The sequence below is a fragment of the Salisediminibacterium halotolerans genome (assembly GCF_003814815.1).
Taxonomy (GTDB): domain Bacteria; phylum Bacillota; class Bacilli; order Bacillales; family Salisediminibacteriaceae; genus Salisediminibacterium; species Salisediminibacterium halotolerans.
This window is the reverse complement of sequence record NZ_RKQQ01000003.1, coordinates 1-23,866: the sequence shown is the minus strand read 5'-3', so window position 1 is coordinate 23,866 and position 23,866 is coordinate 1. Positions and strand designations below refer to the sequence as shown.

Here is a 23,866-nt window from a genome sequence, read left to right as displayed (position 1 = left end):
TTTCGTCGTTTGACTCATTTAGAATGTCCCCTCCTCTTTAAAGGATCGTGATCGCCGGAATTGGAAGAATGCGAACGTTGCAACCAGCAGTCCGAGTATTATTGATATCGCCGCGGCCATATTGAATTGCTGGGTTTCAAACGTCAAACTGTACACCCAGGAAATCAAAATATCTGAACCGCCGGCATTTTGACCCCGGATAGCCGGTCCGCCTTGGTTAAATAAATAGATAATGTTGAAGTTGTTGAAGTTAAACGAATATTGCATAATCAATAGCGGTGCGGTTGCAAACATTAAGTGCGGAAAGGTAATATTTCTGAATTTTTGCCACCGGTTGGCACCGTCCATATCGGCCGCTTCGTACCAATCGCTCGATATTCCTTGCAAAACACCTGTAAATAATGCATACACAAACGGAAACCCGAGCCATGTTTGAATTAAAATCAACGCAAAGCGCGTCCAAAACGGATCCGTCAGCCACGGAATACCGGAGCCGAAAATCGGCTCAATAATATCATTGTTAATCGCTCCAAAGTTATCGTTAAAAATAGCGGAAAAAATAAGTATCGTAACAAACGCCGGAACAGCCCAAGGTAAAATGAAGACCGTCCGAATAAGTTTTTTAAACTTCAAACGCGGATCGTTTGTTAAAATAGCCAAAAACATTGCCAAAGCAATTTGCAATGAGGTAGCAACAAATGTCCAGATCAGTGTCCAGGACAGAACATTTAAAAAGGTCGCGCGCCATTCAGCTATCATAAACAGATCAGTGAAATTACTGAACCCGACCCACTCTAATAGATTCGCCGGCGGCGCATTGTACAAATTGTAATTTGTAAATGCGAGTAAAAACATGAAAAGCAGCGGAAAAACGACGACGAAAATGAGCAAAGCAAGACCCGGACCTACCAGTAAATAAGGAAAGCTTGTATCCCAAGCGTTTTTGAACCCTTCTTTAATCGTCGGTACTTTCCAGCCTAATTGTATTCTCTTTGCGTCTTTATAAGCATCTTGAATCGTGATTCCGTACATGGATAAGGCAAACGTCAATAAAATTACTGAAAGAATCCCGTTACTTAAAAAGACGCGTGAATCATCTTCGCGCGGGGTTTCTCCCAAAGTGACCAAACCTTGTAACCCCGTTGCAAGAAAATCAAACAATGCAATGATAAAAGCAGCAAAGAGAATGAATAAGATCGTCCCTTTAATGTATCGTTTGTTATACACTTGACCGAGACCTGGAATAATCGAGAGTCCTGCAGCAAGCGCCGAGTTGTGCTGCGGCCGTTGTAACACATTTTGCTGTCTTTTTTCTTTATCTGCAGCCATAACATCTTTCCTCCTGACTAAAAGGTGCAGGGATTGAGAAACGCGTTCTCAACCCCCCGCCCTTTATACTGACTTCTATTGATTCATAATCCCGATTTCTGTGTGAATCTGTTCAACAGCCTCATCTAAGACTTCTTGCGGATCATCGCCTTGGGAAATAAATTCAAGCGCATCCGCCATCGGATCCCAAACTTGCGACATTTCCGGAATGTTTGGCATCGGCTGTGTATATTCTGTTTGCGCAAAGATCGGCTCGAAGAATTCGTCATCGATTTCTACATCTTCGTGTGCAGGCAATTCTTGCGCTGTCTCAAAGTATTCTTCAGAGCTTTCCGCATTCGTAATATAAAGCGCTAATTCTGTCGCCCAATACTCTTCTTCTGTGTACTCATTAACGAGCCAGCCTTTGTTGCCTGAGAATGATGTTACCGGATCGCCGCCTTCTTCAGCTGCCGGCAGCTTAGATACGCCTAAATCATCACCTAATTCATCACTGTAGAACGGAACGTTCCAAGGACCGGATACAACCATCGCTGTATCTCCTGTTGTAAATGTGCCGTCAACAGCATCACCATCTGCGCCGTCCGGAATCGGACCGTCTTGATACCAGGATTGAATCATTTCCGCACCTTCTACAACGCCTTCTTCATTTAAGCCGATATCTTCTGGGTCATAGACACCGTCATCATCTTGAGCGAACACATAGCCGCCGTGAGCAGTCAAGAACGGATAAGTGAAATAAAAGTCAGTGGCATCCATCATAAAGCCGTAAGTGTCATCATCTGTTAATTCTTCAGCCATTTCATTTAATTCATCAAGATTTTCCGGCGCTTCATCAACCATCGACTGGTTATAAAACAGCGCGTATGTTTCGACAACCGCCGGGATTCCGTACTGTTCACCTTCGTATGAGAAAGATTCTACTGCTTCAGGATTATACCCCTCGAGACGTTCTTGCTGATCATCTGTTAAATCAAGCGCCCGGGCCAATCCTTGTAAAGCAACATCTCCCATGCGGTCATGCGGCTGGAAGAATAAATCGGGGCCTTGGCCGGCAGGACCGTCCAAGGACATTCCTTCTGTTTGGTCCAGCATAGAATATTCGGTAATATCAACTTCAATACCGTGTTCTTCTTCAAAGCCTTCAACAATGTTGCCGTAGGCTTCCAATTGTGATTCCTCGTCATTCACCCACATAGTCAGTTCTTCCGGCGCTTCAGGCGCCTCTTCATCAGCAGCGGCTTCGTCCCCGTTGTCGTTTGCAGCATTGTCGTTAGCATTATTTCCTTCGTTTGCCGGGTCGTTGTTCTCGTCTGCATCATTGCCGCAGGCAGCGAGACCGACAGAAAGCGCTGAAACAACGGTCAAAGATTTTAATAAAGACTTACTTTTGAACATGATGGTTCCCCCTTATAATTAGTGTGAAATAAGTAATGCAAACAGCCGGAATGCAGTTGCCTCAACCGTGAATGTCAATTGCGGAATGCGCTTTCACAAAAGCTCTATACAGCGCACAATAAAACAATTACACTCACCGATAAATCAGAGGACAACCGATTGCACAAAATGGCGTTTTTTTTCACGACTTGTTGTCGTGAAATCGTTTGCATCGTTATGGCTTTATTATACTATTGGACGTTTCAAAACCGCAACCCTTTTTTTAAAGAAAGGAGAAAAATTTAATTTCCCTTTCTTTATCATATTATATAATATATAAACATTTTATATATATAAACATTTTTTTAAGCGGTTTACTGAAATTTATATTCCGCAAGTTCTTTAATGATCAGATCAAAGACAGGCTATAAACTTTCCCCATTTTGAACAGCGGCCTAATGTTCTTGCCGCTAACCGCTCATTTCATTGCGCAAGCGCTTGCACCTAGGGTAAAATGAGTTTGCTTTATCCCTATTTCATTTATAGTAACTAACTACCATATTATAAAGTGGGTGGATCATGAGTTCAGCAAATTCAACTAAAACTTCTAAAATGACATTATTCGCTTTAACTTGGCCGATTTTCATCGAAATTATGCTGCACATGATCATGGGAAATGCTGACACACTCATGCTCAGTCAGTACGACGATGATGCAGTGGCTGCCGTCGGTGTTTCCAATCAAATTATGAGCGTTATTATTGTTATGTTCGGCTTCGTTGCTACAGGTACGACTATCTTGATCTCCCAGCACCTCGGTGCGGATCAGCGTGATAAAGCGGGAGGGTTTGCCGTCGTCTCGATCGCGGCAAATATTTGTTCGGGCTTGATGTTGAGCCTCGTTTTGTTTTTTTTCGGACCGCAAATATTGCATGCGATGAACCTCCCCGCAGAACTGATGGATACCGCGCTCATTTATTTACGGATTGTCGGCGGATTCGCTTTCGTTCAAGCGCTGATTATGACGCTCGGGGCGATCATTAAAAGCCACGGTTTTACAAAAGACGCGATGTACGTAACGCTCGGGATGAATTTCTTAAATGTGATCGGAAATGCGGTGTTGATTTTCGGTTTTTTCGGAGCTCCTGAGCTCGGAGCAACCGGTGTGGCGATCAGCACAGCCGGAAGCCGAATCATCGGAACGGTGATCCTTTTTATTGTTTTATACCGGCGTGTCCAAGGGGATCTGCCATGGAGTATGCTCATACATAAATTTCCGAAAGAAGAACTTAAAGACCTGTTTCGCATCGGTATTCCCACTGCCGGCGAACATCTGTCTTACACTTCATCGCAAATGGTCATTACCTTCTTTATAGCTTCAATGGGGACGGTTGAACTGACCGCCAGAGTCTATGTAATGAATATAACAATGTTCGCGTTTTTATTTGCCGTCGCCATCGGTCAAGGGACACAAATTATGGTCGGCCATTTAATAGGAGAAAACCGTCAAAGAGAAGCTTACCGCCGATGTTTGCGCAGCTTGAAAATCGGGTTGGCTGTCTCTACTTCAGCCGCTGCCCTTTTTGCTGTTTTCCGTTTGGAAATTTTAAGTATTTTTTCTGAAAATCCAGAGATTATTGAGCTCGGAAGCATTTTATTGCTCTTGACAATTGTTCTCGAGCCGGGACGCGCTTTCAATTTAATTGTTATAAATTCGCTGCGGGCAGCCGGTGATGTACGCTTCCCTGTTTACATCGGGATCCTCTCGATGTGGGGCGTCGCTGTATCGGTCTCTTATACAGCCGGAATTTGGCTCGGACTCGGTTTAGTCGGGGTCTGGCTGGCAATGATTCTCGATGAGTGGCTTCGAGGACTTTTGATGCTTCGGCGGTGGCAATCAAAGAAATGGGAACAAATGTCTTTTATTCGAAAAAGCCGCGATCAATAATACAGATGTATAACATTCATAATTATGCACGACTATCTTACTGACATTCGGGTGATTTTTTCAATTGTTCGGCCGGTTATTATTATACAACAGCTGGAAAAACTGAATTTCCCCCTTAATATCAACGATTATTGCTGTACAACAGTAAAACTATTTCGAATTACTAACTTTTGTTTTTGACATTTATAATTAAGTTTGATTAAATGTAAGAGAATATTTGCAACTTTTTATGCGGTTGTAAGTATTTTTACCAATATTTCAAAGGGGGTTTCACAATGAAAAGAACAACAGGATTGATGACAATCGCACTTTCAGGAACTTTGCTCTTAGCTGCTTGCGGCGACGGGAATAATAACGGTGAAAATGAAAATAATGCGGCAAACAATAACAACAACGGTGAAGCTGCCGGCGACGTTGATCTCGGCAACATGCAGCTTGGTACAGGCAGTACCGGAGGAACGTATTATCCTTTAGGCCAAGAGATTGCGACAGCAGTCAACAATAACATTGATAACGATGACGTCGATATCAGCGCTGTATCATCAGGTGCATCTGTTGATAATATCGCAAATATTAATCAAGGGGAGATCGAACTCGGCATGTCCGTGCACCTTCCTGCTCAAGATGCCTTAACCGGCGATGGTGATTTCGAGGGGGTTGAGGTTGATAATTTCGGTTTTATGGGCCATATCTACCCTGAAGTCATGCAGATCGTTGTTCCGCAAGATGCCGGATACGAGTCGGTTGCTGATCTAGAAGGAGAAAGCATTGCGGTCGGCCCCCCTGGAAGCGGGACACAAGCTGCGGCTGAGTTGATTCTCGAAGCTTACGGATTGGAAGAAGGCGACTATGAACCTTATGAAGAAGGGTTTGGCGATGCTGCTGAGGGCATCCAAGATGGAAATATTGATGCTTCCTTCGGTCTGTTAGGCTTGCCTAACAGCGAAATCGAAGGATTACACCAAAACCGTGAAATCGAACTGCTCGGACTTACTGATGAGGGATTAGATTACATCGAAGAGAACAGCGGTTACGAACAATTTGAAATTGAAGCTGATTCCTATGACTTCCAAGAAGATGATGTGGCTGCAATTACTGCGTATGCCATCCTCGTCGGCTCGACAGATACGATTGACGAAGACCTTGGTTATGAAATTACAAAAACGATGTTTGAACACAGTGAAGATATTCAGCATCCGCAAGGTGAACATGTCACACTTGATAATGCCCTGAACGGGTCGGAAGATCTGCCGATGCACCCGGGTGCGGAACGTTATTTTGAAGAAGAAGGACTGCTAGACTGATCAGCTTATTTCTAGAGGCCGGACGGAACTCTTGTCCGGTCTTTTTTTCTCTTTTTTCTGTGAAATTATTTGCAAATCACAGGTTATCTGCGAAAACGCAAGAAAAGATTCCTGCGTTTTCGCAGATCCCCCGCTCCAACCCAGATATGAAAACAAGTGAGGTGAACTACCGTGACAGACAAACACGACAAAGAGTTCGAAACGACTGAAGATGACATCTTAACGGATGAAGAAAAGCGCGAAATGCTCTCAAAATACGATAAAGAATCGTCATTTAGACAAGATACCGGCAAATGGTACTGGGTGATTGCATTTATTGCCATTTCATTGACGACGTTTCATCTCTTCAGAGCCTTGCCGGCTTTTGGCGGACCGCTCGTATCGATCTTACAGGGAGCGGTTCACCTCGGGACCGCATTAGGGTTAATATTTTTACTTTACCCGATCCGGCGAGGCGGCATAAAGAAAAAAGGCGTGCCTTGGTACGACGTCATCTTAGCATTTCTCGCTATGGGGTCGTCTTACTACATTATTTTCCGCTATGATTGGATAACCGGCGGCGCCAGAATCATGGGCTTTACCACTTTCGATATTATCGTCGCGACGATCGCGATCGTTTTGCTGCTCGAAGCAACCCGCCGCGCAGTCGGTGTGCCGATCGTTGTCGTCGGTATATTGGGTATTCTTTACGGTCTTTACGGAACGAATATTCCTTATTTTGGCCACGGCGGATTTGATTGGGAAGGTTTATCAAGACGGTTGTTTTATTCGACAGATGCTATTTTCGGAACACCGATTCAAATTTCTTCAACATACATTTACTTATTTCTGTTTTTCGGTGTGATGTTGACGAAAACAGGTGTCGGGCAATATTTTAACGACCTCGCTTTTGGTGCAACCGGCCGGTTCACCGGGGGAACAGCGAAGGCTGCGGTCGCAGCTTCAGCGATGCAAGGGACATTAACCGGAAGTTCAGTCGCCAACACGGTATCATCCGGTTCTTTCACGATTCCGATGATGAAACGGGCAAAATTCCGCCCTGAATTTTCTGCTGCGGCGGAAGCTTCCGCCTCTACCGGCGGACAAATTATGCCGCCGATCATGGGCGCTGCCGCATTTATCATGGCTGATTATGTATCGACGCACACATACGGTGATATAATCATTATCGGTATCATTCCGGCTTTGCTGTATTTCACCGGTGTCTTTATGGGGACACACTTTGAAGCCAAACGCTTTGGCATAACCGGTTTGCCAAAAAGTGAGCTCCCCTCATCAAAAGGGTTGCTGAAACGGGCAGATTTGCTTCTTCCGTTAATCATTATTGTATCGATGCTGGTGAGCGGATTTACACCGACTTACGCGGCTCTTGCAGGGATCGGTACCGCCTTTCTAGTGAGCATGTCCCGCAGAGATACACGGATGGGATTCCGCGACCTTCTCGATGCCTTTGAACAAGGGGCAAGGGTCGCGCTCCCGGTGATTGCTGCCTGTGCGACAGCCGGCATCATCGTCGGGATCGTCGTTTTCACAGGCCTTGGCGGCCGGATTGCCGGAGGGTTGCTCGGTATGGCTGGAGATAACCTCTTCCTGTTAATGTTTTTCACAATGATCGCCTGTATACTGCTGGGCATGGGACTTCCGACGACCGCAAATTACGTCGTCACTGCCTCGATGGCAGCTCCGGCGTTAATAGCATACGGCGTTCCGGAAATTTCCGCACACTTTTTCGTATTTTACTTCGGAATCGTTGCTGATATTACACCGCCTGTGTGCCTGGCGGCTTATGCCGGCGCAGGGATAGCGAAAGCGAATCCGATGAGAGCAGGGGTCACCGCCTTCAAGTTGGCGATTGCTGCATTTATCATCCCGTATATTTTCGTTTATAACCCTGCCCTACTCTTTGTCGATGCGCAGCTCGGAACGGTTGTGTATCTTGTAATAACTGCTGTATTAGGTATGGCTGCGGTAAGCGGCGTTATGATGAATTATTTTGTATACAGCTTTCGCTGGTACGAAAGGCTGCTGTTGTTTGTTGCCGGAATCATGCTGATTTATCCGGAAAATCTGACGATTGAAGGAAGCGGCTTCGTGTTGTTTATCATCATCGGTGCTGTGCAATGGTTCCGCAAACGCCGTGAAAGCAAGGAAACAGCCAAAAGTTAACTTATTAACAGGCGCGCCGGCAAAAAGCCGGTGCGCTTTTTAATTGTAAAATACATCGAACGTTTCCCATAAACTCTCCAATTCCCGCAGACGCTTTTCAATTTTTTTATGCTCTGAGCGTGTCAGCGCTGTGATTAACGCGCCCGCGATGCTCATCGGCGCCGCATAGGAATCGATAAATGAATTAATTTCCGTTGAAGCTAATAAGTTATAATCGCCGTAAGGTACTAGCGGACTTAACATGTGATCGGAAATAACGACGGTTTTCGCCCGTTTTTCTTTCACATACTTCATCACCTCGACCGTCCGCTTTGTATAGCGGGAAAATCCTACCCCGATCACTAAGTCCCGCTCATCGATATCTAAAAGATGTTCACTGACCCCGTCAGCCTGATGAATCATTTCGGTATTTTGCAAAACCAAGTCCAAGTAAAATTCTAAAAATCCGCCGATACTTGCCGCACTGCGATAAGCGATGATATAAATCCTTTTTGCTTGAATCATTTCATTCACTGCCGCTTCAAACGTTTGTGTATTGATCTGCTTCAACGTGTTATCGATATTTTGCATATCATCAGACAACACCTCCGTCACCGCGTCCTCGGCATCATTATCTTCATCAGTTGTCCGCCGAAGAACTTCCGCTGATGTCATTTTGCGCTGCAATGCCTCTTGCAAATGACGCTGAAAATCCGGATAACCGGCGTATCCGAGCTGATAAGCAAAGCGGATAACTGTTGCTTCGCCGACTCCCGCATGTTTGGCCAGTTTTGAAGCCGTTAAAAACGGAGCTGTTTCGTGGTTATCGATTAAATAGCCGGCAATTTTTTTGTGCGACTTGCTCATTGTTTCTCGCGATTGGATAATTTGTTGTAATACATCACTTTCCAGCATGGCTTCCCTCCCGATTTCCGTCCTGTTATATTTCATCGTAACGAAAATCAGTCAGACATGCACACCTTAAAATAACTCCATAATTTCACTCTGATGAAATTTATCTTTCATTTTAATGAAGTCGCATCGCTTTGTAAAGAGTTGTCAGAGAATAAAATGAAACCCTTCTTTCAGTATTTGTTTATTATGAAAGGGTTTTCTTCCATTTTTGACCTGTTATGCCGGCTGTGTTTAAATGAGAGTAGCTTATTATAAGGGGGATGATGATACATGGCACAGCCGAAATACATCATGAACATTGAAAAGGTGCCGCATCTGTCTGATGAAGAAAAAGAAAATTTAAAACAAATCACCGAAAAATTCGTCTTCCGCGTCAATGAATATTATTTAGGCTTAATCGATTGGGGTGATCCGGAAGATCCGATCCGAAAGCTCGTCATTCCAAATGAAGGTGAACTGGAAGAATACGGCCGCTGGGATGCCTCTGACGAAGATACAAATTATGTCGTGCCCGGGTGCCAGCATAAATACGACGAAACGGCCTTATTGATCGTTTCAGAAGTTTGCGGCGCCTACTGCAGGTATTGTTTTCGAAAACGCCTTTTTCGAAATGACATTAAAGAAGCGATGTCTGATGTGCAGCCGGGGATCGAGTACATTAAAAATCATCCGGAGATCTCGAATGTGCTGTTAACCGGCGGAGATTCGCTCATTTTAGCGACGAAAAAACTGCGCGGCATCATTGAACAGCTTAGAGACATTCCTCATGTGAAGGTTATTCGTCTCGGTTCGAAAATGCCAGTATTCAATCCGATGCGCATTTATGAGGATCAGGCGTTGCTTGACCTAATCAGCGAGTATTCTAAGCCTGAACAGCGCATATATGTCATGGCGCATATTAATCATCCTAATGAGATTACACCTGAGGCGATTCGCGGTTTTGATGCACTTCATCAAGCCGGTGCGATTGTCGTCAATCAGACACCTGTTCTGCGCGGAATCAATGACGACCCGGATGATTTAGCCGAGCTGCTCGACAGGTTGTCCTGGGCAGGCGTTACTCCGTACTATTTCTTTATTAACCGGCCGGTGGCGGGCAATAATGATTTTGTCCTTACGTTAAAAGAAGCTTACGACGCTGTCGAAAAAGCGAAAGCAAAAACATCGGGACTCGGCAAACGCGTCCGGCTGTCGATGAGCCATACATCCGGAAAAATTGAAATTCTTGCAATCGAAGACGGAAAAGCATACTTGAAATACCATCAATCAAGAGATGCAGAATACGGAAAATTCATGGTGCTTGACTGCCCGGAGGACGCCACATGGTTTGACGATCTTCCGGGTAACGATGCGCACTGGAATGCCCCGAAAAAGAAATGGGAAGACTTCGAAGGCGCCAATCAAAAAATCGCTGAAAAAGAAAGTCCGCAATTGTAGTACAATCACTTTCTGTCGTTTTTAGTTTAAAATGTTTAAAAATGTTCCCGCCGGGAAACTTCCCCACTAACAACGTTAGAAAGGGTGTTTCCTGTGAGAGATGAACACAGAACCGAAGAAAAAATCGAAAAACGTAAAGAACCCGGCAAGGTCGGAGCTACATTTATTAAATACGGATTTATTACGTTAATCACACTTATTATCCTTTTCTTCATCGCCAATTATCTGCTGCCGATGATTCCCGGCGGCGGTGACGGCGCCGTTAATAACAGCGCAAGCGGCGTCGAGATTGAGCAGCCGATCGACGAAGAGCCCATATCGGCATAATGCACAAATTTACTGTGACCGTTTCAATTGAAACGGTCATTTTTATTGTTAAAAAGCTGTCATTCGGGCTGCATCATTTAGTACAATAGCAGTACAATGTCATGAAAGGAATTCAATATGAAACTTCCTCTCCCTTTTTCGATTTTTACAATATTGTTAGCCGGCTGCATTTTTGCTGAGGATACAAATGAAGAAAATGAATCTGCTTCCCTCCCGGTGCAAAATGAAATTGAACAAGAGCCGCTCAAGCTGAGTTACGAAGGATTCGATCAAAGCTCGGAAGCTTTAACGCTCGGCTTTAAAGCGGAACATCAAGACGAGTCGGCCATTGCTGCCGACGACTATCAATTTCAATGGCCGTCGTATATTACAGATGAAAACGACCTTTATTTTAAACTCTCGGAAACGAATATCAGCAACAGCCGATTATTCACAAAAGAACTGAGAGACGATCAGCTCGGTATCACTTTAGACATCACTCCTCCCCCGTCAAATAACAGGAGCAGCTTTTTTTTAATCCCGTTTTATATGATTCCGAGCCTGTTTGAAGACGGATACCAATTTACGCTTGATCACGATAAAGACAAAATAGTCTTAGGCGATTTAGCTGTCGAAGATTACGCGATCAAAAACAGACAGCTCTCATTCATGTTTCAAGATGATCATCCGGATGCTAAGAGGGAACAGGAGTATTTATTTACGATTATTGAGGAGAACACGGAGATTTATCCGCAGTTTTCAAGTGTTGAACAATTAAACGGCGGACGACTTGCGGAATTAGAATTTGCCGGCGAGCTGGAATTCCCGCTTGACTTGGCAATCGAACGCACCTCAGCGAATCTCCCTGAATGGCGTTTTTCTTTTGTGATTGAACTCGAGAAAGGAGAAGATTTTTCATCATGAAAACGGTCGTTTCGACGCTTAATGCAAAGTATATTCATACAAACCTTGCGCTTCGCTTATTAAAAGCTGCTGCTGAACCTGAGTTTAAAATAACGATGAAAGAATACACAATCAGCGACCCTGATATGAATATCGTTCGCGATTTGTATGAAGAAAAACCAGACGTGCTCGGGTTCAGCTGCTATATATGGAATATTGATAAAACGCTGCAAATTACGAGTATGATTAAAAAAATTCTTCCTGATTGTTTTATAATTCTCGGCGGTCCGGAAGTATCTTATGACACACATGAATGGATGTCTGCACACTCGTCAGTCGATGCGGTTATTCGCGGTGAAGGTGAGGAGGCGTTTCTTACGACGTTAAGATCTTTGCGCGACAAGTCATCATTTGAAGACGCAACAAACCTTTCTTACCGTAAAGATACAAAAATCCGCCACCGCCCTGCCGCGGGCAATCTCGATGTTCAATCGCTTACGACACCTTACAGGTTTTCTGAAGATCGCCCTGATCTGTCCAAGCGAATTGTTTATTTTGAAACGAGCCGCGGCTGTCCGTTTTTATGTCAATTTTGCCTATCCTCGCTGGAACAAGGGGTACGTTATTTCCCGCTTGAAGACGTCAAAGCGGATTTGCTTTATTTAATTGCGAACGGCGCAAAAATGATTAAATTCGTTGATCGGACGTTTAATATTAACCGCGAATATGCGCTTGAAATATTTCAATTTTTAATCGACAACCATCAAGGCTGCCAATTTCAATTTGAAATAACAGCTGACATTATGCGCCCGGAAGTGCTCGATTTTTTAAACGAAAATGCTCCTAAAGGGATTTTTCGGTTTGAAATCGGCGTCCAATCAACGAATGAAGAAACCAATGCAATCGTTAAACGAAAACAAAACTTCAACAAACTGTCCCGAACAGTGCAAAAGATTAAAGAAGGCGGAAAAATTGACCAGCATCTTGATTTAATCGCCGGACTCCCGGAAGAAAATTACGACTCATTTCGGCAAACCTTCAATGATGTCTTTGCAATGCGGCCGGAAGAATTGCAGCTCGGTTTTTTAAAAATGCTCCGCGGAACCGGAATGAGAGAGATGGCTGATCACTATGGCTATGCGTTTATGGACCACGCGCCTTATGAAATTTTATCAAACAACGTGCTGCCATTTGATGATATTTTGCGGATTCAGCGCCTTGAGGATGTATTAGAAAAATATTGGAACAGCCGGCGCTTTGATTTAACGATGACTGACTTGATGAACCGATCCGTTCATTCCCCTTTCGATTTCTTTCAACAATTCGGCGACCTTTGGGAAGAAAAAGGATACAGCCGAATCGGTCACCAGTTTACCGACTTGTTTCACCGCCTCAAGCGTTTTATAGATACGGCTGAGATTGGCGATCTGATAACGGCAGACATGATGAAACTTGATTATTTGCTGCACTTCAAACAAAAGCCCCGACGTTTATGGTGGAGAGAACCTGACTGGACAAATGAAGAAACGACTTATTTTACCGAGCGTATTAACCAGATGCCTTCATTTCAAGCGGGAAACCGGACTGCCGAAAAAGCTATTGCTAAAAAGGGCATTGCTGTGAAATCGGTGTTTGACTGGGAAAGATTTTTGCAAACCGGGGAAATAAACGAGGGCAGCTATCTGTCTTATATTCGGTACGATCTTATTGAACCGTCTGTTCATTCTTTTTCGATGAACAAAGCCGCAGTAAGCCCGGATTAACGGTGCCTGCTGCGGCTTTTATTTGAATTTAAGTGTAAAACGCATGATAAACATCGTCAAGCATCTGCCGGCGTTCACCGTCACTGGCTTGAATAACATTTCCTAAATGAATCGTATTCGTAAGTTTAAGTCCGCAAAACTGCAACGTCGATGCATCAATCAGATGAACCATCGATTCGTGCAAACCGGAATTGTGCCATTCACTGTCAGGAGCTCCTGTCGTAAATACGAGCGAAGCGGTTTTACCGTTCAGTTTCGGCAGCGGTTTTTCCCCGTTCAATTCATAGGCAAAACCGTATGAAAACACTCGATCGATATATCCTTTGCCCGATGCGGGAAAGCCTCCCCACCAGACCGGAAAGACAAAAACAATTTCATCGGCAGCATCGATATACGCCTGTTCTTGCATTACATCCTGCGGATATATCCCTTCCAGCGATTCTTCATATTCCTTTTGCGTTAAAACCGGATCAAATGACAATTGATAAACATCCCGAACGTCAACGGAGTTGCCTGCATCCGTTTGCGCCGATTTAATCCGTTCACAAATCGCACGGTTAAAACTGGCGGCGGACGGATGCATAAACAAAATTAAGCTATGTTTCATAAACTGCCCCTTCCTTTACAAAATTCTTAATATACGGCAGAAGCTGGTTTTGCAGCAGGTTTGCCAAAATAATATCCTTGGGCCAAATCTACGTATCCTTTTACCGCAGAAAACTCTTCTTCCGTTTCAATCCCTTCAGCAAGCACTTTCGTCCCGATCTCCTCTGCCGTTTTAGCAATTTGCTTAATCTTGCTTTGTTTCGACGGGCTAAGGTGACAATCCCGGATTAATTCACGGTCAATTTTCGCAAAATGGGGCGTCAATTTTTTTAACACATCAACCGTTGCATACCCTGATCCGATGTCGTCCAAAGCAACTTTTACGCCGTGGCGTTTATATTCAGCAAAAATTGCTTCTAAATGACTGAAATCGGCGATCTTTTCTGTTTCCACCACTTCAAAAATCAAGTTTTCCGGTTTTACCGCATATTTTTTAACCGCTTCAAACGTCGTTCGTAAACAAAATGATGGGCTGTAAATGGTCGACGGCAAAAAATTAATAAAAACGGCTTTCTCATCATCAAGCTCTTCCGATGCTTTCTGAATCGCACTTACCCGGGCTTGACTGTCAAGCATCGACTGCATGCCCGCCCGGGTGGAAAACTGAAATAACTCCCCGGGTGAAAAAGGATAATCATCGCTATTAGGGCGCAATAAAAACTCATAACCGTAAACGTTTGTATCCGCCGCGCTGACAATCGGCTGCATGAACGATTGAAACAGCCGGTTTTGAATAATTTCGGTATAAAGCGGATGATCAATCCGCAATGCCATTTCCTTTATAGGATAAACAGGATATACAGAGCTGTTCTGATCTTCACTGCCGATGACATTGCCTTCTGTTTCCTCGATTTGGCCGCCGGTTAAACTGCCTGTCAGTCGGGTCACAAACGTATGTAACTGTTCAAGCGAACCGTATGGAACAAATAAAGCATCTCGCTCAAAATTGTACGTCTTATTCTCAACGTCCATAAATATCTCTTCAATAGATTTTCTCTCTAGTTTCCGATTGGCACGAATCATTAATTTCCCTTCTGTATTGATCGGGAATGTGCGTTGACAAAACGTACACGGTTCCATTTACTCACCATCTTTCGCATTATATATGGTTCTATATACCCCCGTATTTGTTGTGACAAACTCGTCTTCAAAAAAATCTTTGCTGCTTTTCTTGCATAACAATTGAAATTTGATATGATGAATTTGCGAATGAAGTTAGAATATTCATTCAATATAAAGGAGGCAATCGCAATGATCTTAACAAAAGAGGAAGTTGAAGCGAACATTCAAGACTCGCAAGGCTGGGAACTGAGCGGAGAAAAATGGATCACGAAAACGTATCACCTGCCGACTTTTCCTAAAGCAATTCAATTTGTAAATTCCGTTGCCGATCTTGCAGAATTGCGCGACCATCATCCGCATATTACAATCGATCATAAAAACGTCACAATCGCGTTAAGCACACTCGATGAAGGCGGGTTAACGCAAAAAGATTTTGAATCTGCGCATGCTTACGATGAAACGTCGAAAAAGTTCATGTAATAAAGTAAGACCGGCATAATACGCCGGTCTTATTTATTTTCCCGTTTCTTTGAAGGTTTTAATCCGTTCACCGATTTCATCGCGAACACGCTGAAATACTGCCCATTGTTCTTCATCTGTTCCTCTTGCTTTCGCCGGATCGTCAAATCCCCAATGGTCCTTCTTCTTATCCGCCGGTGTTGCCGGACAAACATCATCCGCGTGACCGCAAAGCGTCACAACAAAATCAGCGCTTTGCAATAACTCCTTATCTATTATGTCTGATGTTTGACCTTTAATATCAATATTCTTTTCCTTCATTGCCTTAATAGCTTTTGGATTAACACCGTGGGCTTCAATTCCTGCTGAATACACTTCCCATTCGTCCGCGAGATAATATTTCCCCCAAGCTTCTGCCATCTGGCTTCGGCAGGAATTACCTGTGCACAAGAAATAAATAACCGGTTTGCTCATAATTAACCCCTCCATCGTTAATTTGTAACAACTAAAGTATACCAAAACCTGAATGCTTGAATTTTTAAGATTACGTAAAAGTATTTTCATGCCAGAATCTCGACAGCAAGTCGCCTTTTGTTTTCGACATTTCCGGCACTTTAATTAAATGAGCCGGGCAGCAGCAATCGGAGGAACCGAGCGAAGGAACTGGATATTCTCCTTTCAGCAGATCAGCAGTATACTTTTGCAGGGCGCACTCTCCGCTTGCTTCCTGAAACGCCCAGCTATGACGCCACGAAGCGTTCTCGCGAAAATAATCTATATGCCAGCGTTTTTTCTTATTAAGCCGGTAATGGCGTTGCAATCGTTGAGATAAGCCGCGTTTGGCGCTGCCGATATAAAGATAATGCCCTTTAGGAAACGAAAACGTTCCTTTTTTCCCGATCGTTATTTGCTTTTCTTGACTGACGTACAGCCATACGACATATAAAGTGCTGTTTGCTTGTTCCATTCGTTTACTCCATCCGTTCTAATTCCAAGAGAACCGCTTGCAGTCCCTGTAATTGTGCAGAAAGCGTCATCGTTGGTATGTGCGGTTCATTTACCGCCATGCTTGGTACCGCAGGAACATGGATGAATCCTGCCGGGATCGGTTTCAAAGCCCGGCGCACATAATGGAGCATATGATACATTGTCGTATTGCAAATATATGTCCCCGCACTGTTTGAAATCGCTGACGGTACACCGCTTTGACGCAAAACAGCATTTAAATGCCGAATCGGCAGCGTTGTAAAATAACCGTCCGGACCATTCGTTATGACCGCACGGCCTTTCGGTGTATCACCCGCATTATCGGCGATTTCTTTTTCGCTTCCGACATCTTCCATATTAATTGCAATTTGTTCGAATTGCATACTCGCTCTTCCTTTGGCTACTCCTAGAGCAATCACTGCATCCGGCTCAACGGCTTTTATTTTCTCAACGAGCTTCTCGCCGCATTCTGAATAAACGACCGGGAGCAAAATTGTATAAATCTCCAATTGATCGGACGATTTTTCTTTTATTTCATCCAGAAGTTCCATCGCGGGATTCGTTTTCATCCCGCCGAAAGGTTCAAATCCGCTGATTAATATTTTCATTCTTTTCCTCCTTTGTCGTTCGGCTGATCATCTTGTGACTTCTACCCCCTTTTTCACATCTTTCTTCGTACTTGTTTGGTGAAAGGGGGTGAGATAATGAATAACGCACAAGACTCACGCATTACACTAGTTCTTCATGCCGGTGAAGACGAAAACGGCGAACTTATCGAACAGTTCCGCCATTTCAGAAACATTAAAACAGAAGCTGATAACAGCAGCATTGTTGCCGTTTTCTCGCAAATGGCTCAGCTGCAAACGTTAGAACTCAGCGCGATTGAGCGCAGCAACACGTATGACTTAACGCAAGAATAACGCATAAAGGAGGCAATCCAATGTCCAAACGTCTTGAAATGTTATTTTACAATGAAGGCGGTAAAAATGTCACGGTCGGGCTTGACCATCCGGTTGAGCCGGTGAACGCTGAGCAGGTATCCGAAGTCATGGATACAATCATCGATCAGAATATTTTCACATCAACAGACGGAGACGTCGTAAAAAAACGGCACGCTCGCATTGTTGAACGAACCGTCGAGGTCATCGAAATTTAGCAAGCCAAAATGTAAACCGGCTGGAGCCTTTATCCAGCCGGTTTTGTTGACGAAGGAGCATGCCGTATGGACATATGGTTCAGCGCGATCGGTGATTTCGGATTTCCGGCTGCGATCTCGTTTTATTTACTTCACAGAGTTGAGCAAAAACTCGATACATTAAATGCATCCGTACATGAATTAAAATTTCAAGAAACAGTTCTAAAACGTGCCGGCTCAAGTTCGTATCACGTTCAGCCGATTGAAGAAGAAAATGACTGGTATCAATGAATTGTAATAAAATCTTCGCTTAAAGCACCGCGCACAGTCTTTTCACGATGCTATTGTAATAGTCGAAGTTTCATTTCAACGGTATAAATTACAGAGGAGCTGTCTTATGTCCGGAAAAACTGGCGAAAATGATAAAGTTTACAGGGTGTTCAGCGCCTCAGCCGCCGATATTACGGTCCCTAAAGGCGGGTGTATCATTCGCGAAGGCGAGCCCCCGCAATACCTTTATTTTATCAGACAAGGTGAAGTGCAGCTGAGCAAACCGTCTGCCGAAGACAAAGTCTTCACTTTCGAAAAGAAGCGCCCGGGCCAGCTGTTAGCTGCTTCACACCTTTTCAACCCTATTCCTTCACTTTTTCAGGCGGACAGCATAGAAGACAGCCGGTTGTTGCGCCTGCCAATCACTGACGTCGAGAACTTAACAGCGCACGATTATGAGTTTGCGGTCGCATTGTTCAAGCAGCTCAACGCCGAAAACGGAGTGCTTCTGTCTCAATGCCGCGACTATATTTTTTGCGGCAGCCGGCAAGCGGTTTATGCCGTTCTTATTCGGCTGGCTAACGAGTACGGCGTGAATATTGAACAAGGGATATTAATTAACAAAAAAGTGACCAATCAAGAGATTGCTGATCATATCGGTCTTTCCCGTGAAAGCATTAACCGCATTCTCAACCGGCTCAATCAAGCGGGAATTCTTTTTGTGCAATCAAAGTATATCGTGCTTTACAACCTTGAACGGCTGGCTGAAGAACTCGGCTGTTATCAGTGCAATCATCAAACATGCAAACTGTAAACAAAAACAACCCTCAGTCAACCTGAGGGTTGTTTTATTTCATGTCCGGACAATCCGGCCGCAGTCCGTAAGAAAAAACCTCAACTGCATTTTCGATAAAATCGTCAAGTTCAACCGTTTTCTCGGCGACGTTCTGACCGGCAATATGACCGGAAAAGAAATGACCCAGATTCATCCATAAAAAATTCATTGCCTGCGCATGGCTGTCAATGCTCGTGCGCACGCGCCCAAGTTTTTTCATCTCTTCAAAATAATCAATTAGGAAACGCTTTAATTCCCGGGGATTTTCAGCCATTGTATAAATTAAATTCGGATTCGTATTGCGCTCCTGAAAACCGATTAAAAACATCTTTCTATTGTCAGCATGGTAGTTTTGAAATACTTGAGCGACTTTTTTTAAATCAGCAAACAAGTTATATTCCACTTTATTTTTTATTTCATGTTCGATATCGATATGATTGCTGTAAGTTTCAAATGCACGTTCAAGAATGTTTTGTTTCGTACCGAAATTTCGGAACACAGTCATTTCTGAAAAACCCGATGCATGGGCTATTTCTTTAGTCGTTACTGCTTTGAATCCTTTTCTCTCCATTAAATCGATCGCCGTCAGCATAATCCGTTCTTCGGTCGACAATGGACTTTCTGCTGGCATATCCATATTCATCTCTCCTTCTTCTCACTAACGGTCCGCTACTCTTTCCTGCCTTTATTTTACCGCATTCCGCCGAAAGATTTGTGAAAGAAATGTGCCAAACTATCTGCATTTCGATGACGATTATGTGAAATAAAACACAAAGAGAGAACCTGGTAAGGTTCTCTCTTTGTCCTTGATGACTGCACTGTTATAAGGTTACTCGTCATCGCGTCTGTTTTTGTTTCTTTCGATCATCGATTCAAGCCTTTTCAATATCTCTTCTTGCGACAAATCATCAGCGCGATGTTTTTCTTTACGCGACGGCAAACGGTCGACAACATTTTCATCGTACATAAACGGATCATCTGATTGAGAGGCTTCATTCGGTTGTTCACCGCTTCTGTCTTCTTCTACGTCAACCAATTGTCCGCTTTCCGGAACGTCCTCGGCCGGCCGGTAATATTCGCTCATATCCTCTTTCTCATCTGATATATAGCGACCTCTCGTTTTACCTGTCTCATCTGAATACCGCTCTTCCATCAAATAAGCAGGAATCAGCTGACCGTCAGGGGTTACATACTTCCGGTTCATAAAACGGGTTTCTTTATCCATGAAACTGTAAAGTACCGGGATCAAAACCAGTGTCAAAAATGTCGCACTAATCATCCCGCCAATAACCGTAATGGCCAGCGGCTGCTGAATTTCTGACCCTTCGCCGTAGCCGAGCGCAAGTGGCACCAAAGCAAGAATCGTCGTTGATGCTGTCATTAAGATTGGGCGTGCGCGGTCTTTCACACCTTCAATTATCGCATCTGCACTTTTAAAACCAGCTTCTTTTCTCTGATTAATATAATCCACGAGCACAATCGAGTTATTAACAACAATCCCGACGAGCACGATTAAACCGATAAATGCTGTAACGCTGATCGGCGTTCGCGTTAACGTCAGAGCAATCGCCACCCCGATCACGACGAGCGGTACACTGAACATGATCACAAATGGATATCTCAGTGATTCGAACTGAGCGGCCATGACGAGATAAACGAAAACGATCGCTAGAATCAATGCAAACGTTAAATCATTGACTGCATCTTCAAGCAGTTCCTGATCTCCGGTGTAGCTGATCGATGTTTCATCCGGAAGTCCGTATTCATCTATTTCATCTTGCACGATCGTATTGATCTCCCCGAGATTATAGTCAGTACCGAAGGTCAGATCGAACTGCACAGACTCTTCTTGATTAATTCGCTGGATTTCTTCCGGACTTTCACCTTCATCAAATTCTGCAAGCTCGCCTAATGCAATATAATCTCCATCCTGCGTTTGCAGCAGGAGGTTTTCTAAATCTTCCTCTGTCTCGGTAAATTCTTCTTCGTAACGGACCATCACATTATAAACATCATTTTCTTCGGTGACAATTTGCGTTGCAAGCGCTCCTCCGGTCATCTGCTCGACTTGCGAAGCAATTTCTGCAGGGGTTAACCCTGCCTCGCGCGCCTCATCATCATCAATATTGAGCTGAAGCTCTGGGACCGTTTCTTCCAGCGTATTTGTCACTTCTGTAAATTCACTCATATCTTCAAACTGCTCAAGCAGATCCTCAGAAACTTCTTCAAGCTGCAGCGGATTGCTGTCGCTTAAATCAAAACTGAACGTATTCGGATCTGAACCAAACGATGCATCCATCGTGATCGAGATCTCAGCATCCGGAGCAGCTCGTTCTACGTCGGTACGAATATCTTCTGAAAAGTCCATTGTACTTCGTTCTCGTTCATTCACGGGCACCATCGAGACATAAACGACACCTTCATGGCCGCTGCCGCCTTGACCTGCCATCGGTCCTTGTTCTCCGGAGGACCCGGTCACTGCTGTGTAGTGGGCAACATCATTTTCATCATCTAAAATCGCTTCAATCTCTTCCATATCTTCAAATGTTGACTCAAGCGGAGTGCCCGATTCGTTTTCAACATCAATTTGGAAAAATCCTTCATCTGTCGCCGGCAAAAATTCAGTGCCGACCGTCGTTACACCAGCGCCCCCGCCAACAAGGAGCAACAGCGTTAACAAGACAATGGTGAACCGGTGACGCAGCGACCATCTCGCTGATGAATCAAAGAATTTGACAAACCGGGATTTCCGGCGTTCCGTTTCGACATCGGCCCGCGGTGTTCTGAGCCATTTCGATGCGAGCATCGGAACGACCGTTAAAGCTACCAGAAGGGAAGCGAGCAAACTAAATGCGACAGTTAAAGCAAATTCACGGAAAAGATTCCCGACAATGCCGGCAATAAAAACGACCGGAAGGAAAACGGAAATCGTCGTGAGTGTCGAGGCTGTTATCGCTGTCGCCACTTCTTTTGTTCCATCCAATGCAGCTTGTTTCGGATCTTTTTTCATATTCAAATGTCGGTAAATATTTTCTATTACGACAATCGAATTATCGACCAGCATACCGATCCCGAGTGCCAAGCCGCCCAAGGTCATGATATTTAAGGAGAAATTCGAAAAATAAAGCAGTACAAACGTTACAATAACGGAAAACGGAATCGCAATCCCGATTAACAACGGTGTTTTAAAATTGCGCAAGAAGGCAAACAGAACTGCCATAGCGATGAATCCCCCGGCAATAAGCGCAAGCGCTACATTAGAAATGGCCTCATCAACATATTCACCTTGGTTGAACAAAATCGATGCATCAAGATCGCTGTATTGATCATCTTCAAGCAAGGAGTCTAATTCATTGATAAACGCCCGGGATACATCAGCAGTATTGGCATCCGCCTGCTGCTGAACACTGAGCATAATCGCGTCGTCCTGGTTCGTCCGTGTGATCATATCGGTCGGTTCCGGTGCGATGCTGACCTCGGCAACATCAGCGACGGTAACGTCTTCACCGTCTTCTGGATCTTCAGTTAATGTAATGTTTTCGATGTCTTCAACCGAATTCATTTCAAACAAAAGACGCGTCGATATTTCCGCCTCCCCGGATTCAACTACACCCCCGGGGGCTGTTACATTATGAGACTGCAGCGTTTGAACGACGATCTCCTGGGTTAAGTTGTTTTCTTCCAGTAAATCCTGATCGAGCCGTACGGCTGCTTCATCAGCGGCATCGCCCATAAAATCAATGCTTCCTACCCCGTCCACTTGGAGTAAATCGGTCTCTAATTCATTAACTTGTTCGGTTAAATTATCGTTGTCGTTATCAATGGTTGATATCGACGCTTGAATAATCGGAATTTGCGACGGGTCAAACTTTAAAAACTGCGGCGAACCTGCACCGCTCGGCAATTCTGTTTGATTCATGTTTTGAATAATATCGTTTTCTACATCTTCAATCGACGTTGTCCATGAAAATTCGAGCAATGTTAAAGATGAACCTTCCATTGAAATCGAATTGATCGATTCAAGTCCTTCGATTGTTGATAAACTCGTTTCCATTGGTCTTGATACACCGTCAACTACTTCTTGCGGACCGGCTTCATCATAACTTGTGACAACAGCAGCTACAGGCGGATCAATTTCTGGTATAAGTTTCAACGGAATATTTGTTAAAGACACCGCACCAAGCAAGATAAATAAAGTCATCGTCACTAACGTAAAAACCGGCCTGCCAATTGAAAATTTTATGAGATTCCTCATCGTCTATCGCCTCTCTCTAATTCCTCTTCTCTTATAATCGTATACAGTTTCTTAAGAGCGCTGTTTATTTCCAATAAATCTTTTTCATTCATTTTAAGTAAGTAGTCGTTAATGATTGCGCTTCGCCGCATGTCCGTTTCATCCATCAATGTCTGTCCCCGTTCGCCCAGTCTGAGCACCGTGCTGCGGCGGTTTGTTTCGTCAATCTCCCGCTGGATCACGCTGTCCTGTTCCAATTTGGCAACCATTTGACTGATGGCGCTGGCCGATACACTCATATAATAAGCTAAATCTTTAACATGACGAACTCCTTTTTTACCGACAAGGTATAAAAGCAGCTGTTGATTCGGAGTTAAATCATTATCTATTTCGGAATTGAACCGGTGATTTAAGGCTAAGCTGATATCGATCACGTTTTCTTCGATCTGTGCAAAAATTTCATCTGTTTTCATCACACACCTCCATAATTAATTAAGCATCTTAACTGTTAATTTATTAAACTATATCGAATGCATAAATGAGTGTCAATTGAAACGCAACTTATAATCAACCTTGGCATAACTCAGTATTTAAACAAATTCAAAAAATCCCGCGCAGACTTCGCTGCGCGGGATCATAAGCATTATAAAGCAACTTCGTTTAATCATGATGTCACTAACAGCGTACCAACATACGCTGCAGAGTGTTGACAAAGTCATGACATCGTTAGATGTCATATTAAAAGGAACGGATGACGGCGCATCGTCCGGCTTCTTTCACCTGAAGGTATCACTGCGACATCGGCTCAAAAAGACTTCGCCGTGTCTTACTAGTCCGCGGGCGAGCGCCGAG

23 protein-coding genes are annotated in these 23,866 nt (G+C 44.1%); 12 read left to right on the top strand and 11 right to left on the bottom strand.

Translation table 11 applies throughout. From position 1 onward, the window contains the following. Positions 1–18: 18 nt before the first annotated feature. Both EDD67_RS05800 and EDD67_RS05795 read right to left on the bottom strand, forming a co-directional pair. Positions 19–1,329 carry a sugar ABC transporter permease gene (locus EDD67_RS05800; protein ID WP_093073756.1) on the bottom strand — a complete coding sequence of 437 codons (1,311 nt, stop codon included), beginning with the start codon at positions 1,327–1,329 and terminating at the stop codon, positions 19–21. Positions 1,330–1,404: 75 nt separating this feature from the next. Beyond that, positions 1,405–2,727 carry a sugar ABC transporter substrate-binding protein gene (locus EDD67_RS05795; protein WP_093073759.1) on the bottom strand — a complete coding sequence of 441 codons (1,323 nt, stop codon included), beginning with the start codon at positions 2,725–2,727 and terminating at the stop codon, positions 1,405–1,407. 558 nt (positions 2,728–3,285) lie between these two features. On the opposite strand from EDD67_RS05795, the gene EDD67_RS05790 reads away from it, so the two are divergent. From EDD67_RS05790 to EDD67_RS05780, 3 genes are all read left to right on the top strand, one after another. Next, the gene (locus EDD67_RS05790; RefSeq protein ID WP_121439820.1) at positions 3,286–4,653 is read left to right on the top strand and encodes an MATE family efflux transporter; all 1,368 of its coding nucleotides are present in this window, start codon (positions 3,286–3,288) and stop codon (positions 4,651–4,653) included. A 275-nt stretch (positions 4,654–4,928) separates the two neighbouring features. Then, on the top strand, positions 4,929–5,957 hold the full coding sequence (locus EDD67_RS05785) for a TAXI family TRAP transporter solute-binding subunit (protein ID WP_093073763.1): 1,029 nt from the start codon (positions 4,929–4,931) through the stop codon (positions 5,955–5,957). Positions 5,958–6,200: 243 nt separating this feature from the next. Further along, positions 6,201–8,123, top strand: coding sequence for a TRAP transporter permease (locus tag EDD67_RS05780; RefSeq protein WP_093073799.1), 1,923 nt, complete (start codon positions 6,201–6,203; stop codon positions 8,121–8,123). 39 nt (positions 8,124–8,162) lie between these two features. Here EDD67_RS05780 and EDD67_RS05775 read toward each other — a convergent pair whose 3' ends face one another. Continuing rightward, a complete protein-coding gene (locus EDD67_RS05775) occupies positions 8,163–9,017 on the bottom strand; it encodes a MurR/RpiR family transcriptional regulator (RefSeq protein WP_093073765.1) in 855 nt (284 codons plus the stop codon). A 270-nt stretch (positions 9,018–9,287) separates the two neighbouring features. On the opposite strand from EDD67_RS05775, the gene EDD67_RS05770 reads away from it, so the two are divergent. The 4 genes from EDD67_RS05770 to EDD67_RS05755 all read left to right on the top strand — a co-directional run bounded on the left by EDD67_RS05770 (position 9,288) and on the right by EDD67_RS05755 (position 13,426). Beyond that, positions 9,288–10,454 (top strand): KamA family radical SAM protein, encoded by a 1,167-nt coding sequence (locus EDD67_RS05770; RefSeq protein ID WP_121439821.1) that lies wholly within the window; start codon positions 9,288–9,290, stop codon positions 10,452–10,454. Between the two features lie 93 nt (positions 10,455–10,547). Beyond that, positions 10,548–10,781, top strand: coding sequence for a hypothetical protein (locus tag EDD67_RS05765; protein WP_093073769.1), 234 nt, complete (start codon positions 10,548–10,550; stop codon positions 10,779–10,781). Between the two features lie 117 nt (positions 10,782–10,898). Further along, a complete protein-coding gene (locus EDD67_RS05760) occupies positions 10,899–11,684 on the top strand; it encodes a hypothetical protein (RefSeq protein WP_121439822.1) in 786 nt (261 codons plus the stop codon). Further along, positions 11,681–13,426: a B12-binding domain-containing radical SAM protein gene (locus tag EDD67_RS05755; protein WP_121439823.1), complete on the top strand. Its 1,746-nt coding sequence runs from the start codon at positions 11,681–11,683 to the stop codon at positions 13,424–13,426. Before EDD67_RS05760 ends, EDD67_RS05755 begins: the two co-directional genes overlap by 4 nt. 28 nt (positions 13,427–13,454) lie before the next feature. Here the strand turns inward: EDD67_RS05755 and EDD67_RS05750 are convergent, their stop codons facing one another. Together EDD67_RS05750 and EDD67_RS05745 are read right to left on the bottom strand one after the other, a co-directional pair. After that, positions 13,455–14,033, bottom strand: a complete 579-nt coding sequence (locus EDD67_RS05750; protein ID WP_121439824.1) for an NAD(P)H-dependent oxidoreductase — start codon at positions 14,031–14,033, stop codon at positions 13,455–13,457. A gap of 26 nt (positions 14,034–14,059) precedes the next feature. Beyond that, positions 14,060–15,055: an EAL domain-containing protein gene (locus EDD67_RS05745; protein ID WP_162843788.1), complete on the bottom strand. Its 996-nt coding sequence runs from the start codon at positions 15,053–15,055 to the stop codon at positions 14,060–14,062. 228 nt (positions 15,056–15,283) lie between these two features. Between EDD67_RS05745 and EDD67_RS05740 the strand changes: the two genes are divergently transcribed. Further along, the gene (locus EDD67_RS05740; RefSeq protein WP_093073779.1) at positions 15,284–15,574 is read left to right on the top strand and encodes a 4a-hydroxytetrahydrobiopterin dehydratase; all 291 of its coding nucleotides are present in this window, start codon (positions 15,284–15,286) and stop codon (positions 15,572–15,574) included. 33 nt (positions 15,575–15,607) lie between these two features. Here EDD67_RS05740 and arsC read toward each other — a convergent pair whose 3' ends face one another. The 3 genes from arsC to EDD67_RS05725 all read right to left on the bottom strand — a co-directional run bounded on the left by arsC (position 15,608) and on the right by EDD67_RS05725 (position 17,148). Continuing rightward, entirely contained in the window at positions 15,608–16,027 is a 420-nt protein-coding gene (gene arsC, locus EDD67_RS05735; protein ID WP_121439826.1) for an arsenate reductase (thioredoxin), read from the bottom strand. Positions 16,028–16,097: 70 nt separating this feature from the next. Next, positions 16,098–16,520 carry a GIY-YIG nuclease family protein gene (locus EDD67_RS05730; protein WP_121439827.1) on the bottom strand — a complete coding sequence of 141 codons (423 nt, stop codon included), beginning with the start codon at positions 16,518–16,520 and terminating at the stop codon, positions 16,098–16,100. 4 nt (positions 16,521–16,524) lie between these two features. Next, positions 16,525–17,148, bottom strand: a complete 624-nt coding sequence (locus EDD67_RS05725; protein ID WP_121439828.1) for a pyroglutamyl-peptidase I — start codon at positions 17,146–17,148, stop codon at positions 16,525–16,527. 96 nt (positions 17,149–17,244) lie between these two features. Between EDD67_RS05725 and EDD67_RS05720 the strand changes: the two genes are divergently transcribed. The 4 genes from EDD67_RS05720 (at position 17,245) to EDD67_RS05705 (ending at position 18,759) form a co-directional block, all read left to right on the top strand. Beyond that, complete coding sequence (locus tag EDD67_RS05720) at positions 17,245–17,460, top strand: DUF1659 domain-containing protein (protein ID WP_093075272.1); 216 nt, start codon at positions 17,245–17,247, stop codon at positions 17,458–17,460. A 20-nt stretch (positions 17,461–17,480) separates the two neighbouring features. Further along, positions 17,481–17,696, top strand: a complete 216-nt coding sequence (locus tag EDD67_RS05715; RefSeq protein WP_093075274.1) for a DUF2922 domain-containing protein — start codon at positions 17,481–17,483, stop codon at positions 17,694–17,696. 66 nt (positions 17,697–17,762) lie between these two features. Then, positions 17,763–17,966: a YvrJ family protein gene (locus EDD67_RS05710; protein WP_121439829.1), complete on the top strand. Its 204-nt coding sequence runs from the start codon at positions 17,763–17,765 to the stop codon at positions 17,964–17,966. A gap of 106 nt (positions 17,967–18,072) precedes the next feature. After that, positions 18,073–18,759, top strand: coding sequence for a Crp/Fnr family transcriptional regulator (locus EDD67_RS05705; RefSeq protein ID WP_121439830.1), 687 nt, complete (start codon positions 18,073–18,075; stop codon positions 18,757–18,759). Positions 18,760–18,793: 34 nt separating this feature from the next. On the opposite strand, the gene EDD67_RS05700 is transcribed toward EDD67_RS05705, so the two are convergent. The 3 genes from EDD67_RS05700 to EDD67_RS05690 form a co-directional block, all read right to left on the bottom strand. Continuing rightward, a complete protein-coding gene (locus EDD67_RS05700) occupies positions 18,794–19,417 on the bottom strand; it encodes a TetR/AcrR family transcriptional regulator (protein ID WP_158638212.1) in 624 nt (207 codons plus the stop codon). A 192-nt stretch (positions 19,418–19,609) separates the two neighbouring features. Further along, complete coding sequence (locus tag EDD67_RS05695) at positions 19,610–23,035, bottom strand: efflux RND transporter permease subunit (RefSeq protein WP_121439832.1); 3,426 nt, start codon at positions 23,033–23,035, stop codon at positions 19,610–19,612. Then, positions 23,032–23,487 carry a MarR family winged helix-turn-helix transcriptional regulator gene (locus EDD67_RS05690; RefSeq protein ID WP_093075287.1) on the bottom strand — a complete coding sequence of 152 codons (456 nt, stop codon included), beginning with the start codon at positions 23,485–23,487 and terminating at the stop codon, positions 23,032–23,034. The genes EDD67_RS05695 and EDD67_RS05690 overlap by 4 nt, the downstream gene beginning before the upstream one ends. Between the last annotated feature and the right edge of the window lie 379 nt (positions 23,488–23,866).